Source organism: Aurantibacter crassamenti (assembly GCF_016811105.1).
Classification (GTDB): Bacteria; Bacteroidota; Bacteroidia; order Flavobacteriales; family Flavobacteriaceae; genus Aurantibacter_A; species Aurantibacter_A crassamenti.
Map to the genome: position 1 here is coordinate 1,414,014 of NZ_JAFBGM010000002.1, position 14,563 is coordinate 1,428,576.

Here is a 14,563-nt window from a genome sequence, read left to right on the forward strand (position 1 = left end):
GAATTGTCTAAAATTGGTTTCATAATATCTAAAATTCAACAACATTTAATATTACCGTTACCGGTGATAAATCTTAAGCACTACCTTTTACGAATAAGTGTTTTATTATTTTATTTAAAAGCATTGTGTTAACCATAGCATTTAATTGTAGGAAATTTTACAGCTATTCAAAGCCTTCTGATACTTTATATTCTTATTTTTACATCTTAAGTCTATAAGCAATACATGAATTATTTTGAATCAATTGGCAGCTATGCCATTATGATACGGGAGGTTTTTAAAAAACCAACCAAATGGAAAATAATGAAGACGTTAATTTTAAAAGAAATTGACGAACTCATGTTTGGTTCATTAGGTATCATAATTTTCATTTCTTTCTTTATTGGGGGTGTTGTGGCAATTCAAACTGCCCTAAACCTTACCAACCCATTATTACCTGGGTATCTTATTGGGTTTGCAACAAGACAATCTATTATTCTTGAATTTGCCCCAACTTTCTGTTCCATAATTATGGCAGGTAAAGTAGGTTCATATATTACCTCAAGTATAGGTACCATGCGAGTAACAGAGCAGATAGATGCGCTTGAAGTGATGGGTATCAATGCTTTGAATTATCTTGTATTTCCAAAGATTGTAGCATTAATGTTATATCCTTTTATAATTGCAATAGGCATGTATATTGGGGTATTTGGCGGATGGCTTGCTACTGTTTCTGGTGGTCACGGTACAAGTGCTGATTTTATAGAAGGCATACAATTAGATTTTATACCATTTCACGTTACCTATGCATTTATCAAAACATTAGTTTTCGCATTTATATTAGCGACTATTCCATCATATCATGGTTTTTACATGAAAGGCGGAGCATTAGAAGTAGGTAAGGCGAGTACAACTTCTTTTGTTTGGACAAGTGTTGCCATCATCTTTTTAAACCTAATATTAACCCAATTGTTTCTCGGATAATGATACACGTAGAAGACATTCGCAAATCTTTCGGTGAAACCGAAGTATTAAAAGGGGTTACAGCTACTTTTGAAACCGGAAAAACCAATTTAGTAATTGGTCAAAGTGGGTCAGGTAAAACTGTTTTCTTAAAATGTCTTTTAGGATTATTTACCCCAGAAGAAGGTTCTATTAGCTATGACGGCAAAGTCTATGATGATTTATCAGCAGACGATAAACGAAATTTACGTCAAGAAATGGGTATGGTTTTTCAGGGAAGTGCGCTCTTTGATTCTATGACGGTTGAAGGCAATGTAAAATTTCCTTTAGAGATGTTTACAAAACAATCACCTTCTGAAATGCAAGATCGTGTTGATTTCGTTTTAAAACGTGTAAACTTGATTGATGCACATCACAAATTTCCTTCAGAAATTTCTGGTGGTATGCAGAAGCGAGTTGCCATTGCTAGAGCAATAGTAATGAATCCAAAATATCTTTTTTGTGATGAGCCCAATTCAGGATTAGATCCAAAAACTGCAATTCTCATTGATAACCTCATCAAAGAAATTACGGAAGAGTATGATATTACAACAGTTATCAATACTCATGATATGAATTCAGTTATGGAAATCGGTGAGAAGATTCTTTTCTTAAAAAATGGCCTCAAAGAATGGGAAGGCACCAATAAAGAAATTTTTAAAACTGATAATGAAGCGGTAACAGACTTCGTTTATTCTTCTGAGCTTTTCAAAAAAGTAAGACAAATGTATATTGAAGAAAGAAACTAAACAGTAGTTTAAAAAAGTAATTCTACCTTATCTACAAAGCTACTCTAACACTTCCTTCAATTGTATTTTATTGTTTTTCAGTCTCAATTTCAGCCATTCCGTAAGTTTTTTAGCATCTTTTTCAGTAATATCCTTTTTTGTATTTGCATTCCATTTTACTTCAAAAACGGGAATAGTATCCGTTTTAGTAAAATCAGTAACTATTGTTGGAGCATAACTCATGGATACTAAATTCTCGTAATTTGTTCTAGCTTCTGCGCTTATTTCAGTAAACGGTATTTGAATACCTGCAGACTTTTCTAATCGATATACCTCTGATTCTAATAACTTAATTTTATCATCTTTACTAGACAATTGATCTTTTTGCGATTCATATAATTCACTAACATACTTCAACTGATTGGCATCATTACCTTGTGAACCTTGAATTACTTTTAATTCTACATTCTCTAAATGACTATATGTTTTTAATTTAGATTCCCATGTAGCGAGAACTCCCTCCGGAACTCCTTCATTACCCATAAATATTAATTCAATAGTTGAATTAATATTTCTTTTAAAAAGTAAATCTGTACCTGACTCATCATTACTGTTATAATGTAAAACCGATAAATCTTTTAAAAATCGCCCATCTTTTGTGAACTGATACGGTAATACATTTTCAATAATAAACTGATTTGCTTCACTTTTAAATTCAAATTCTTTATAAACGCCCCAAAAAATAAGTCCCGCAGGAATCATTACTGCTAGAGCCGTAAGCGAAACCAAACGCGCAATTAAGCGACGTCTTTTAGAGTTTGCATAACGCACCATTGGAAAACGCAATAGCTTTAATACCAAAAATGTGGCTAATGCTATAAAAATAGTATTGATACCAAAAAGCAAGAGTGCTCCACTGGCGTAACTAAAATTACCAATAGCCAAACCAAAACCTACGGTACATAAGGGTGGCATTAAAGCAGTGGCAATAGCAACACCAAAAATAACACTGGCAATTGTTCCTTTTTTTGCCCTAGCAATTACCAAAGCTAATCCACCAAAAAAGGCAATTAAAACATCACGAATATCTGGTTTTGTTCGTGCTAAAAGCTCTGAAGATTCGGCTTGAAGAGGGAAAAACAGGAAAAATAAATAGGCAGTTAACACACTCAAAACAACCATCACCGCTAAGTTCTTTAACGACCTTCTAAGCGTATCAATATCATTAATAGCTAAAGACATGCCCATACCTAAAATTGGCCCCATTAACGGTGAAATTAACATGGCACCAATAACTACAGCCGTAGAATTTGCATTCAAACCAATTGAGGCAATAAAAATAGAGCAGACAAGAATCCATGAGGTATGTCCTTTAAAAGGAATGTCAGCAATAATTGCTGCCTTTGTAGCTTCTTGATCTGTATTCGTTCTGATATCTAAAAGCTCTGACAGAAACTTTTTAATACTTCCTAAAAGACCTTCAAAATCTTTTTTGACATCTTCTTTACTTTGAATCGGCTCTTCTTCAACAGCTATCTTGTCTTCTTGGTTAAGGTCTTCACTCATACTGATTAATTTAGTTAAGCATACTTATCTCCAAATTTCTCTTTGACTTTCGCCACAACTTGTTTGATATCTTGTTCTTTTGACTTCGGATAAATCATTAATACATCTTCCTTATCAATTATAATATAATCTTCGAGTCCGTCAACAACAACAATTTTACCTTTTGGCGAGCGAATCATATTCCCATGAGCATCTTCTGCGATTACTTTACTATTAACGATCGCATTTTTATTTTCGTCTTTATCTAATTTATCATAAAGAGAACCCCAAGTACCCAAATCATTCCAATCAAAAGTTGCTGGCAACACATAAATGGACTTCGAATTCTCTAAGATGGCATAATCAATCGAAATATTTTCTGCTTTCGGATAATTTTCTTTAATAAAACTACTTTCATCCGCAGTATTATAAACAGACATTCCCGATTCGAAGAGTGCATACTGGGTTGGCTGAAAAATTTTAAAAGCATTTACTATGGTTTTCACACTCCACATAAATATACCTGCGTTCCACAGAAAATTACCCTGTGCTAAAAATTCTTTAGCAGTTTCGTAATCAGGTTTTTCTCTAAACTGACTTACTTGTTTTATTGGCGTTTTACTTTCCTTATCAAACTCTATATATCCAAATCCGGTATTCGGAAATGAAGGTTTAATACCTAAGGTGCACAGCACTTCTTCATTTTCACATTTTTCAAAACAAGTAGTTACATCTTTTGCAAAAGCATCTTCATCTTCGATCCAATGATCACTTGGAGCAACAATCATCACACCATTCGGATTCATTTTTTTAATTTTTAAGGCAGCATATAAAATACATGGAGCCGTATTACGCATTGCAGGCTCTAAAACAACTTGCTCTTGCGTAACTAGTGGCAATTGTTGAAGCACCAAATCATTATATCGTTCATTGGTCAATATTAAAATATTCTCTGTAGGCACAAATTTATTAAGGCGTTTGAAGGTTTTTTGTATCAACGAATCACCTGTACCCAACATATCATGAAACTGTTTCGGATTATCTGTTGTACTCATTGGCCAAAAACGCGAACCTACTCCCCCAGCCATTAATACGGCATAATAATTTTTATTCATTTTATTTATTTTAAAAAGGCCCTAACAATTTGTTTGTAGCACTTTTAAGTTTTTATTAATTCAACCTCTGCATTTGGTTGAAACAAATACATATTTCCAGTTGACATTTCAATACACTCGTATCGTTTTACACGTTTATTGCCCTTTTTGAATATTTTACCATTATATAAACGAAAAATGCTACCTGTAGGTATTTCAAAAACGTAGGAATTTTCTGATTGTTGTGTATCAAAATGTTTTAATGCTATTGATAATCGTGCATCCGTACTACTACTCGCTTTCGGATTTCTAAAATGTCGTGCTAATAACGGTAATAATTGGGGTGGAAACACTTCTGGCCTAATAAAAGGCAGCATCAAATGTTGAAAAGTACGCTTCCATTCTACTCCGTGTGGTTTAATATTGCGCCCAAATTTTTCAAAAGCAATTAAATGTGCAATTTCATGTATAAGCGTTATTAAAAATCGGTATTTGTTCAATGATGCATTGACGGTAATTTTATGCTTTCCATTGGGCAATTTTTGATAATCACCATGACGAGTGACGCGATCATTGACTATTTTCAGGTGCACACCGGAATATTGAATCAAATCAAGGCAAGGTGCAATAGCACTTTCAGGCAAATATTTTTTAAGGATGTCATCCATTATAACAAAAATAAGATTTTTGAAATTGCAGAATTTCAATACTCAAATTACTTTATAAAAATAGCGATTCCTAAAACTATGCTAATCTGCACTATCCTCCTTTAAAAAAAACCTATTTTTGGGCAAAATTTTAGCCTTGAACAAAGCTATTTCATTACTTATTTTTCTTTGTACAACATTACAGCTCTTTGCCCAAGATGCTGAGAAAGAGCCTGCACAAATTAATATTGTTCACGGTGCAAACTTCACAAAAGATGAAGCTAAGTTTCCTGACGCGGCTATTTTTCAGAAAGACGATCTACAAGTACAATTCGAACATGAAGGTGCTGATATGTGGTGTGACATCGCAATTTACTACATCAAAGAAAACAAGATAAAAGCCATAGGTAATGTTCGAGTTCAGCAAGGTGACTCCGTATTAATGACTAGTAGCACGGTAGATTATGATGGAAACCTTAAAATGGCAAAAGCATGGGGCAATGTACTTTTAAAAAGTGAAACCAATGCTAATGGAAATATGACCTTGAAAACTGACACGCTATATTTTGATCGTGAAAAACAAGAATCGTATTATGATAGTTTTGGTACGGTAATCGATTCTGCCAATACCCTTACCAGTGAAATTGGTAAATACTTTTTAGAAACAAAAAAATATCAGTTTCTAGATAGTGTACACATTGATAACGCTAAATACAAATTAGATTCTGAACAGTTAGATTACTATACCACCTCTAAAAATGCATACATGTATGGCCCGTCTACTATTACCGGTGCTGATTATAAAATGTATTGTGAAAGAGGGTTTTACGACACTAAAATTGAAAATGGATATGGTATAAAAAACACCACTATACATTACAACAATAGAATTATGATGGGCGATAGCGTCTATTTTGATAGAGCTTCAGAATTTGCTTCTGCCACCAATAACATTACGGTTTTAGATACTATAAACAAGGGCATCATCAAAGCACATTACGCTGAAGTATTTAAAGCCAAAGATTCAGTTTTTGCTACTAAACGCGCTGTTTCTATTGGCCTTATGGAAAACGATTCTATTTTCATTCATGGTGACACCCTTATGGCAACCGGCAAACCTGACAAAAGAGTATTACGAGCCTTTAGAAATGCTAAAATTTTTAAAACTGACATGAGCGGCAAATGCGATTCTATTCATTCAGAACAACATACAGGCTTAACCCAGTTAATTAAAAATCCGGTGGTGTGGAATGGCGCAAACCAAATGACGGGTGATAGTATTCACATCATTTCTGATTTAAAAACCGAAAAATTAGATTCGTTAAAGGTAATCGAAAATGCATTTCTTGTGTCGCAAGATAGTATTAGTAAAGTAGGTTTTAATCAGGCTAAAGGGGTAAATCTATTTGGTAAGTTCATAGACAATGAGATGAAAATAATTGACTTGGTAAAGAATACAGAAGTCATCTATTACATGTACAATGACGATAATGAACTTATTGGAATTGATAAAACAATTTGCAGCAAAATTCATATCACATTGGCCAATAATGATGTTGAGGATTTAACTTTCGTTACGGATCCTGATGGTGATATTTTCCCTGAGGTAGAATTACCGCCCAATAGCAGGATTTTAAAAGGATTTATTTGGCGAGGCGATGAGCGACTTTTAACAAAAGAGGATATTTTTGATGAGGACGACAACAACGTTGAGTTGGCAATTATTCAAGGAATAGAAAATCCAATTGACATTGATGCCGAGGAAACGGAACGTTCAAAAAACTCTACAGATCCCATAAACAAAATAGACCCTAAAAACGATTCTGCTCAAAAACCTAAAGAACCGGCAAAGGTTCAAAACCTGAAGTCTGGTAGCACGCCGTGAAAGAAGATTTTTTAACATACCAAGCGCAAACCAGTCCGCACCCGTTGGGTTTAGAAATTTCACGAGCATCTGGTAGCTATATTTACGATCACAAAGACAAAGTTTATTTAGACTTTGTTGCAGGTGTTTCAGCCTGCACCTTAGGGCATTGCCACCCTAAAATTGTTGATGCCGTTAAAAATCAAGCAGAAAAATATATGCATGTGATGGTTTATGGTGAATTTGCTCTAGCACCAGCCACTACATTTTGTAAGCTATTGGCAGCACAATTACCTAAATCATTAGATACAACTTATATGGTAAATTCTGGCACAGAAGCCATTGAAGGCGCCATTAAACTAGCCAGAAGATATACGGGTAGAAGTGAACTTATTTCAGCAAAGAATGCCTATCACGGTAACACAATGGGCAGCTTAAGCCTTTTAGGGCGTGAAGAACGAAAAAGTCCATTTCGACCATTAATACCCGATGTGAAATTCATTGATTTTAATGCTGAAGCCGATTTAAAAAAAATTACTACTAAAACTGCAGCAGTTATTTTAGAAACCATTCAAGGCGGAGCGGGATTTATTCTTCCTAAAGATGGTTATTTAGAAAAAGTAAGAAAACGTTGCACAGAAACAGGAAGCCTTCTAATTCTTGATGAGATTCAACCTGGTTTTGGTAGAACCGGAAAGTTATTTGCTTTTCAACATTACAATTGTGTGCCTGATATATTGGTTATGGGCAAAGGTATGGCCTCTGGTTTACCTGTTGGCGCTTTTACAGCATCAAAAAACATGATGGCTAGTTTGCAAGACAATCCTAAATTGGGTCATATAACTACATTTGGTGGTAATCCGGTAATTGCAGCCGCAAGTTTAGCAACACTTCGTGAAGTAACAGAAAGTCAATTAATGGCTGAAACCCTTGAAAAAGAAAAACTATTTAGAAAATTATTGCAGCACGCGGCAATTAAAGAAATACGAGGTAAAGGCTTAATGTTGGCTTTAATAGTAGAAGAATCTGAAATTGCCAACCAAATCATCTTAAAAAGTATGGATGAAGGTCTACTTTTATTCTGGCTTTTATTTGAACCAAAGGCTGTACGCATATCGCCCCCATTGACCATATCTATTGACGAAATAGAAAAAGGATGCGCCATAATTCTTCGCATTTTAGATGGAATAAAATAACGGTGTTAACTAATTTGTTGATAATATCGTCCGAGTTCACGAGATAAACACCCTCAAACAATTACTTTTAAATCGAAAGTTCAACCAAGAAAAGTATGATGACCCCAGAGTCAAATGAGCGACCTGACGAGCCTGTTATCAAGTTCGAATCTATGCTGAAAACCGATGATATCTATTTCTTCGATGCCGAAGATTTTGAAGATATTGTGCAGCATTATATGAACAATGGTAAAATCTCTTTAGCTAAAAAAGCTATTAAAATTGGTTTACAGCAGCACCCCGGTTGCATTGAGCTTAAGCTACTAGATGTAGAAGTTTTAGTCTTTGAAAACAATCTGGATCTTGCTGAAAAAATATTAGACGAATTGCAATTGTTAGATTCGCAAAACGAAGAAATTTATATTCAACGTGCCAATATTTATTCAAAGCAAGACAACCATGAGGGCGCCATAGAATTATTACAAAAAGCACTATCGCTCGCAACAAATGGTTTTGAAATTCAGTCGATGATGGGTATGGAATATCTATTTATGGATGATTTTAAAAAGGCCAAAGATTGTTTTATTAAATGTTTAGAATTTGACAAACAAGACTACACTGCCTTATATAATGTTATCTATTGTTTTGAATTTTTAGAAGATTTTGATGGTGCTATTTTTTATCTGAATGATTATTTAGATAAAAATCCATATTGTGAAGTTGCATGGCATCAATTAGGTAAGCAATATGCCGCTAAAAAATTATATGCTGAAGCATTAACTGCTTTTGAATTTGCCATTATTTCAGATGACACCTTTATGGGTGCATATTTTGAAAAAGGCAAGATGCTTGAAAAATTAGGCAAATTCAAAGATGCTATTGAAAACTATGAAGCCACCATAAAAATGGAGGATCCTACTTCACATGCTTATCTTAGAATTGGTAAATGCTATGAGCGATTACGCAATGATGAAATGGCAAAATACTATTTCTATCATACCGTACATGAAGACCCATTGCTAGACAAAGGTTGGTTGGCCATTACTGATTTTTATTTCAAGAAAAGAAATTATAAAAAGGCATTACACTATATCAATAAAGCTATAAATATTGATGGTGAAAATGCTGATTATTGGAAAAAGTGTGCGCAAATAAATAACGCACTCAAAAATTACCATGAGGCTGATTTTGCCTTTAAACAAACCATTGAATTAGGCAATACTGATTTAGATACTTGGTTAAAATGGGCCAATGTATTATCAAAAAATAAGGACTTTGAAAGTGCAATACATGTACTAAACCAAGGGCAAGAATACTACCCAGAGAGTCCTAAAATTGCATACAGAAAAGCAGGATTTTTTATGCTAAATAGCGATAAAATAAATGCTCGAATTAGTCTTTTTGATGCCTTAAAAACGAACTTTGGTCAAAAGTCAATTTTTCTAAAAGAATTTCCGCAATATAGTGATGCTGAATGGGTACATGCACTAATTGAAAGCGCAATTAAAGCATCCAAATAAAAGGCTACTTTTGTCGTTTCATATTTCACAGACCTTTACTACATGGAGCAAAGAAATCTTTTCCAAACAATAGTTATTATACTGAAAGGAATGGCAATGGGCATTGCTGAACTAGTGCCAGGTGTTTCTGGTGGCACCATTGCATTTGTTGCTGGTATTTATGAAGAGTTTATAACCTCATTAAATAATCTCAATCTCAAAACATTGAGTTTATGGCGTACAGAAGGTTTTCAAAGTTTCTGGAAAACCCTCAACGGTAAATTTCTGGTTACTTTATTTGCAGGAATGCTAATAAGCATTTTTTCGTTTTCTAAATTGATAAGTTGGCTGCTTGATGCACACCCTATTCCGTTATGGGCATTCTTTTTCGGACTGGTTTTAGCAAGTGTATTTTTTGTAGGTAAGGCGATAAAAAAATGGACCATTTTCTCTGCAGCATTATTAGTCATAGGTGCTGTAGTTGCTTTTTACATTACAAAACTACCGCCATCAGAAAACAGTGACAGCCTAATCTATCTATTTTTCTCAGGGGCACTTGCAATCTGTGCTATGATTTTACCAGGCATTTCTGGGTCTTTTATCTTGGTGCTTTTGGGATCCTATAAAACAGTTTTAGATGCTGTTCACGAGCGAGATTTCAAAATAATTTTAACAGTAGGCCTTGGTGTGATTTTCGGACTATTAAGTTTTGCTAAGGTTTTAAAGTGGATGTTCAATAATTATAAAGACATTACTTTGGCCGTACTAACCGGATTTATTTTAGGCTCATTAAACAAAATATGGCCTTGGAAACTAGTATTAGAAACGCGTATGTACGGCGACAAAGAAAAAATCATAGCCGAACAAAGTATTTCTCCTTTTGCTTTTGAAGGTGATTCACAATTAATGTCTGCAATAATTGCTGCTATCATCGGTTTTTCTCTTATTTTTATTTTAGAAAGAACCGCCTCAAAAAGCAATTAACATACATGCAAGAACCTCGCACTTTACTCGATCGATTCTTTTTGATCATCAAAGGTCTGTGTATGGGTGCCGCAAATAAAGTACCTGGAGTTTCTGGTGGTATAGTCGCTTATGTGGGCGGTTTTTATGAAGAGTTTATCTATTCACTTCAAAAAGTAAATCTAAAAGCCTTTAAACTACTTTTTAGCGGAAGAATAAAGAGCTTTTACCGCTACATTAATGGTGGCTTTTTATCGCTATTAATCTTCGGAATGCTCGTAAGTTATTTTAGCGTTTCTAGACTTCTCGATTATTTTTTAGAACAAAAAGAATTATACGTTTGGGCTACCTTTTTTGGTATGATATTGGGGTCAATTTATTACATCTCAAAAGATTTTGAACATTGGAACAAGCGTACCATACCCGCCGGAATCATTGGCTTAATAGTTGGCATATCAATCAGTTTTTTAAATCCAGCTAAAGAAAATGACAATCTTATTTTTATTTTTTTCTGCGGAATGATTAGCGTCTCTGGCATGACCTTACCTGGCCTTTCAGGGTCGTTCATATTAATTCTGCTAGGCAATTATGTGTTACTCTTAGTTGACTCAGTAAATGCACTGTATGATACCATGTCAGAAATGCTACGCGGTGATTTTAGTTTCATTAAAAATACGGCTCGCATGGCAACCTTAAAAATATTGGCCGTTTTCACTTTAGGATCTGCCACTGGGCTTGTTACCTTATCACATGTATTGGGTTTTGTACTTAAGCATTACAGACATATCACCAATGCAGTAATTATAGGGTTCATTACCGGCTCACTTGGTGTTGTTTGGCCATGGAAAAAAACACTGTTACAAATAGATGAAAATGGCAATGCATTAGTAGATTCTAACGGAAAAGAAATTATTGCAAATTACCAGCGGTACTTTCCTGATTTTTCAAATTCAGAAACATGGTGGGCTCTATTTTTTGTTGTCATAGGCATTTCCATTTTTTTCGGATTGGATTGGTATGCGAAACAAAATAAAACTGCGGTATAATAATTGAATTGCAACAAGGTATAATTATTAGTTTTGTTGCTTGAAAAAAGTAAACAGTATAAAAAAAGAGAATGGAAAAAAGTAGATTCGGACTAATAGGAAAAAATATATCGTATTCATTTTCACGCGGATATTTTGCTGAAAAGTTTGAAAAACTAAATCTAGAAAATCATTCTTATGAGAATTTTGACTTACAATCAATTGAAGAATTCAACGGATTATTAGATGCTAATTCGGCTATAAAAGGTTTTAATGTAACCATACCCTACAAACAAGAAATAATACCATATTTAAACAAAATTGATGAAACTGCATTACAAATTGGAGCTGTTAATACTATTAAGATTACAAAAAACAACTTAATAGGATATAACACAGACGTAATCGGTTTTCAAAAATCAATAGAAACCTATTTAAAACCACATCACAAACGTGCTTTAATATTAGGTACAGGTGGTGCATCAAAAGCAGTGGCTTATGTTTTTGAATCACTTGAAATTGACTTTCTTTTTGTGTCTAGAAAACCAGGTAAAAATCAGATAAGTTATGCTGATTTAAATCCAAAAATTATGGAAGACCATACGGTCATAATTAATTGCACTCCGCTTGGCACGCATCCTGAAATTGACAAGAGACCTGACATTTTGTATGATTTTTTAAGTGACAAACATCTACTTTTCGATTTAATTTACAATCCCCCTAAAACATCCTTTTTAGAAGCCGGAGAAGCAAAAGGTGCAACCATAGTAAACGGATTGAAAATGTTAGAATTACAAGCCGAAGCATCTTGGGAAATCTGGAATTCATAGCCAGCATATTTTCCATCCGAAGAAAAACCCTACATATTTATTTGTTGAAATTAATCTGCTTAATAAAAAGAGCAGGTATAATTTTTGTGGTTCAACCTTGAGTTAGTATATTACATTAAGGATCTAAGCGTAATATACATATAGGGGCAATGCTTGAAGCAAACGAAGAGAATAAAGAAGAGAAGATTACTGAATCTACAGGTTCAGAATCTCAAGTGAAACAAGATGCTGTTGAAGTAAACAACACGCCTATTTCAGAAGAAGAAAAAGTAGCTGAAACCACTGAAGAGTCAGTAGATGAAACAGTTACTGAATCAACAGAAAAAAATGAGGCCACCGATGTAGCTGAAGAACCCACTACAGAAACTTCAGAAAATGTACTTGAAGAAATAGACGAATCTGTTGCTGAAGATGCTGAAGACACTGACAATCACCAGCGTCATGAAATTCCGATTTTAGACTACCATTCCATGTCTATGGAAAATTTGGTAGGTGAATTACAACGTTTGGTACGTAATGAAAAGGTGCAAGCCATTAAAAAACATATTGAAGGAATAAAATATGAGTTTGATCTAAAGTTTCAAGAATTTTTAGAGCAAAAAAAAGAAGAATTCATTGAAACGGGTGGCAATGAAGTAGATTTTAAATACAACTCTGTAACAAAAAGACAATTCAATGAAGTCTATCAAGATTATAGAGAGAAGCGCAATGCCTACCACAAGGGTCTAGAAAAAAACCTCAAAGAAAACCTTGCAACTCGCCTCGCAATTATTGAAGAGTTAAAGGGTTTAATTAATGTTGAAGAAGACATAAATACCACCTATAAGAATTTTAGACAATTACAGCAAAACTGGAGTAATGCCGGCCCTATACCGCGTAATAATTACAATGATGTTTGGCGCACCTATCATCATCACATTGAAATTTTTTATGATTTTCTGCACCTTAACAGAGAGCTACGAGATTTAGATTTTAAACACAATTTAGAGGAGAAGCAAAAACTTGTTGCGCAGGCCGAAGATTTAGTTAATGTGAAAGATTTGGGGCAAGCGTTTCGTGAACTTCAAATGCTTCACAAGCTCTGGAAAGAAGAAATTGGACCTGTTGCCAAAGACCAACGAGAAGAAATTTGGGAACGCTTTAGCAATGCTACCAAAGCAATGCACCAAAGACGTCAAGACCATTACAAAGAGTTAGATCTTGTTTACGAACAAAATCTAGAAAAGAAGAAGGCGATAATTGCTGACATAACTAAAGTGAGCACAAATGTTGCTGACAGCCATAAAACATTACAGCAGCAAATAAAACAAATAGAAGCCTTACGTGATGCATTTTTTAAGGCCGGTAAAGTTCCGCAAAAAGTAAATGAACAAACATGGGCAGCGTTTAAAGATGCGGTTCGTTCTTTTAATAAAAACAAGAATTCTTTCTACAAAAATTTAAAAAAGGAACAACAAGACAATTTAAATAAGAAAAGAGAGCTATTAAATATTGCTGTTTCATTAAAAGAAAGTGAAGATTGGGATGTTGCCACGCAAGAAATGAAACGAATTCAAGGCCAATGGAAAAAAATTGGTCATGTACCCCGTAGGTATTCTGATAAATTATGGAATGAATTTAAATCGGCATGTAACCACTATTTTGATCGATTGCACGCATCAAAAAATAGCGAACGCAAAGAAGAAACAGGTAATTTTGATAAAAAAATAGCTTGTTTAGATAAGCTTAAAGCCTTTCAATTAACCGGTGCAAGAGATAAAGACCTGGCGCAAATAAAAGCTTTTATTGAAGAGTGGAAATCGTACGGCCGTGTTCCGTTCAAAAAGAAGAACATCAATCAAAAGTTCAATATTATATTAGATGCACTCTTTAAAAAATTAGACGTTAGCCGTCAAGAGTCAGAACTTTTAAAGTATGGCAATAAAATTAAAGAATTAGCCAATGCTGATAACGATGCTGCCATTTCAAATGAACGCACATTTATCAGACGCAAAATATCTGAAAGTAAAACGGAACTGCGTCAATTAGAAAATAACATGCAATTCTTCTCAAATGCTTCAGAAGATAGTCCGTTAGTTAAAAATGTAATTAAGAATATTGAAACCCATAAAGAGGCTATTGAAACTTGGAAAGCCAAGTTAAAAAAGTTGAATATTATGGAAAACCAATTAATTAGGGCGGCAGAAGAAGAAGAGTAGTAGCACTCTAATTA

At 34.2% G+C, this 14,563-nt stretch carries 12 protein-coding genes; 9 read left to right on the forward strand and 3 right to left on the reverse strand.

The annotated features are described in order from the left end of the window. Positions 1 to 225: 225 nt before the first annotated feature. Complete coding sequence (locus JQC67_RS18650) at positions 226 to 963, forward strand: MlaE family ABC transporter permease (protein WP_203254412.1); 738 nt, start codon at positions 226 to 228, stop codon at positions 961 to 963. Next, complete coding sequence (locus JQC67_RS18655) at positions 963 to 1,730, forward strand: ABC transporter ATP-binding protein (protein ID WP_203254413.1); 768 nt, start codon at positions 963 to 965, stop codon at positions 1,728 to 1,730. Before JQC67_RS18650 ends, JQC67_RS18655 begins: the two co-directional genes overlap by 1 nt. Positions 1,731 to 1,769: 39 nt before the next feature. Here the strand turns inward: JQC67_RS18655 and JQC67_RS18660 are convergent, their stop codons facing one another. Genes JQC67_RS18660 through JQC67_RS18670 form a run of 3 tightly spaced genes read right to left on the reverse strand, consistent with a single transcriptional unit; the run spans position 1,770 to position 5,016 of the window. Further along, positions 1,770 to 3,275, reverse strand: coding sequence for a DUF389 domain-containing protein (locus JQC67_RS18660; protein ID WP_203254414.1), 1,506 nt, complete (start codon positions 3,273 to 3,275; stop codon positions 1,770 to 1,772). A gap of 14 nt (positions 3,276 to 3,289) precedes the next feature. After that, on the reverse strand, positions 3,290 to 4,369 hold the full coding sequence (locus JQC67_RS18665) for a mannose-1-phosphate guanylyltransferase (protein WP_203254415.1): 1,080 nt from the start codon (positions 4,367 to 4,369) through the stop codon (positions 3,290 to 3,292). A 44-nt stretch (positions 4,370 to 4,413) separates the two neighbouring features. After that, the gene (locus JQC67_RS18670) at positions 4,414 to 5,016 is read right to left on the reverse strand and encodes a SprT-like domain-containing protein (protein ID WP_203254416.1); all 603 of its coding nucleotides are present in this window, start codon (positions 5,014 to 5,016) and stop codon (positions 4,414 to 4,416) included. A 118-nt stretch (positions 5,017 to 5,134) separates the two neighbouring features. Here JQC67_RS18670 and JQC67_RS18675 point away from each other — a divergent pair, with 118 nt between their 5' ends. From JQC67_RS18675 to JQC67_RS18705, 7 genes are all read left to right on the forward strand, one after another. Then, a complete protein-coding gene (locus JQC67_RS18675; RefSeq protein WP_203254417.1) occupies positions 5,135 to 6,880 on the forward strand; it encodes an OstA-like protein in 1,746 nt (581 codons plus the stop codon). After that, positions 6,877 to 8,055 (forward strand): aspartate aminotransferase family protein, encoded by a 1,179-nt coding sequence (locus JQC67_RS18680; RefSeq protein ID WP_203254418.1) that lies wholly within the window; start codon positions 6,877 to 6,879, stop codon positions 8,053 to 8,055. Before JQC67_RS18675 ends, JQC67_RS18680 begins: the two co-directional genes overlap by 4 nt. 98 nt (positions 8,056 to 8,153) lie before the next feature. Continuing rightward, positions 8,154 to 9,554, forward strand: coding sequence for a tetratricopeptide repeat protein (locus JQC67_RS18685; protein ID WP_203254530.1), 1,401 nt, complete (start codon positions 8,154 to 8,156; stop codon positions 9,552 to 9,554). 42 nt (positions 9,555 to 9,596) lie between these two features. Further along, on the forward strand, positions 9,597 to 10,517 hold the full coding sequence (locus JQC67_RS18690; RefSeq protein WP_203254419.1) for a DUF368 domain-containing protein: 921 nt from the start codon (positions 9,597 to 9,599) through the stop codon (positions 10,515 to 10,517). A gap of 5 nt (positions 10,518 to 10,522) precedes the next feature. Next, the gene (locus JQC67_RS18695) at positions 10,523 to 11,542 is read left to right on the forward strand and encodes a DUF368 domain-containing protein (protein WP_203254420.1); all 1,020 of its coding nucleotides are present in this window, start codon (positions 10,523 to 10,525) and stop codon (positions 11,540 to 11,542) included. A gap of 71 nt (positions 11,543 to 11,613) precedes the next feature. Continuing rightward, on the forward strand, positions 11,614 to 12,351 hold the full coding sequence (locus JQC67_RS18700; RefSeq protein WP_203254421.1) for a shikimate dehydrogenase family protein: 738 nt from the start codon (positions 11,614 to 11,616) through the stop codon (positions 12,349 to 12,351). Between the two features lie 149 nt (positions 12,352 to 12,500). After that, a complete protein-coding gene (locus JQC67_RS18705; RefSeq protein WP_203254422.1) occupies positions 12,501 to 14,549 on the forward strand; it encodes a DUF349 domain-containing protein in 2,049 nt (682 codons plus the stop codon). Positions 14,550 to 14,563: the final 14 nt, after the last annotated feature.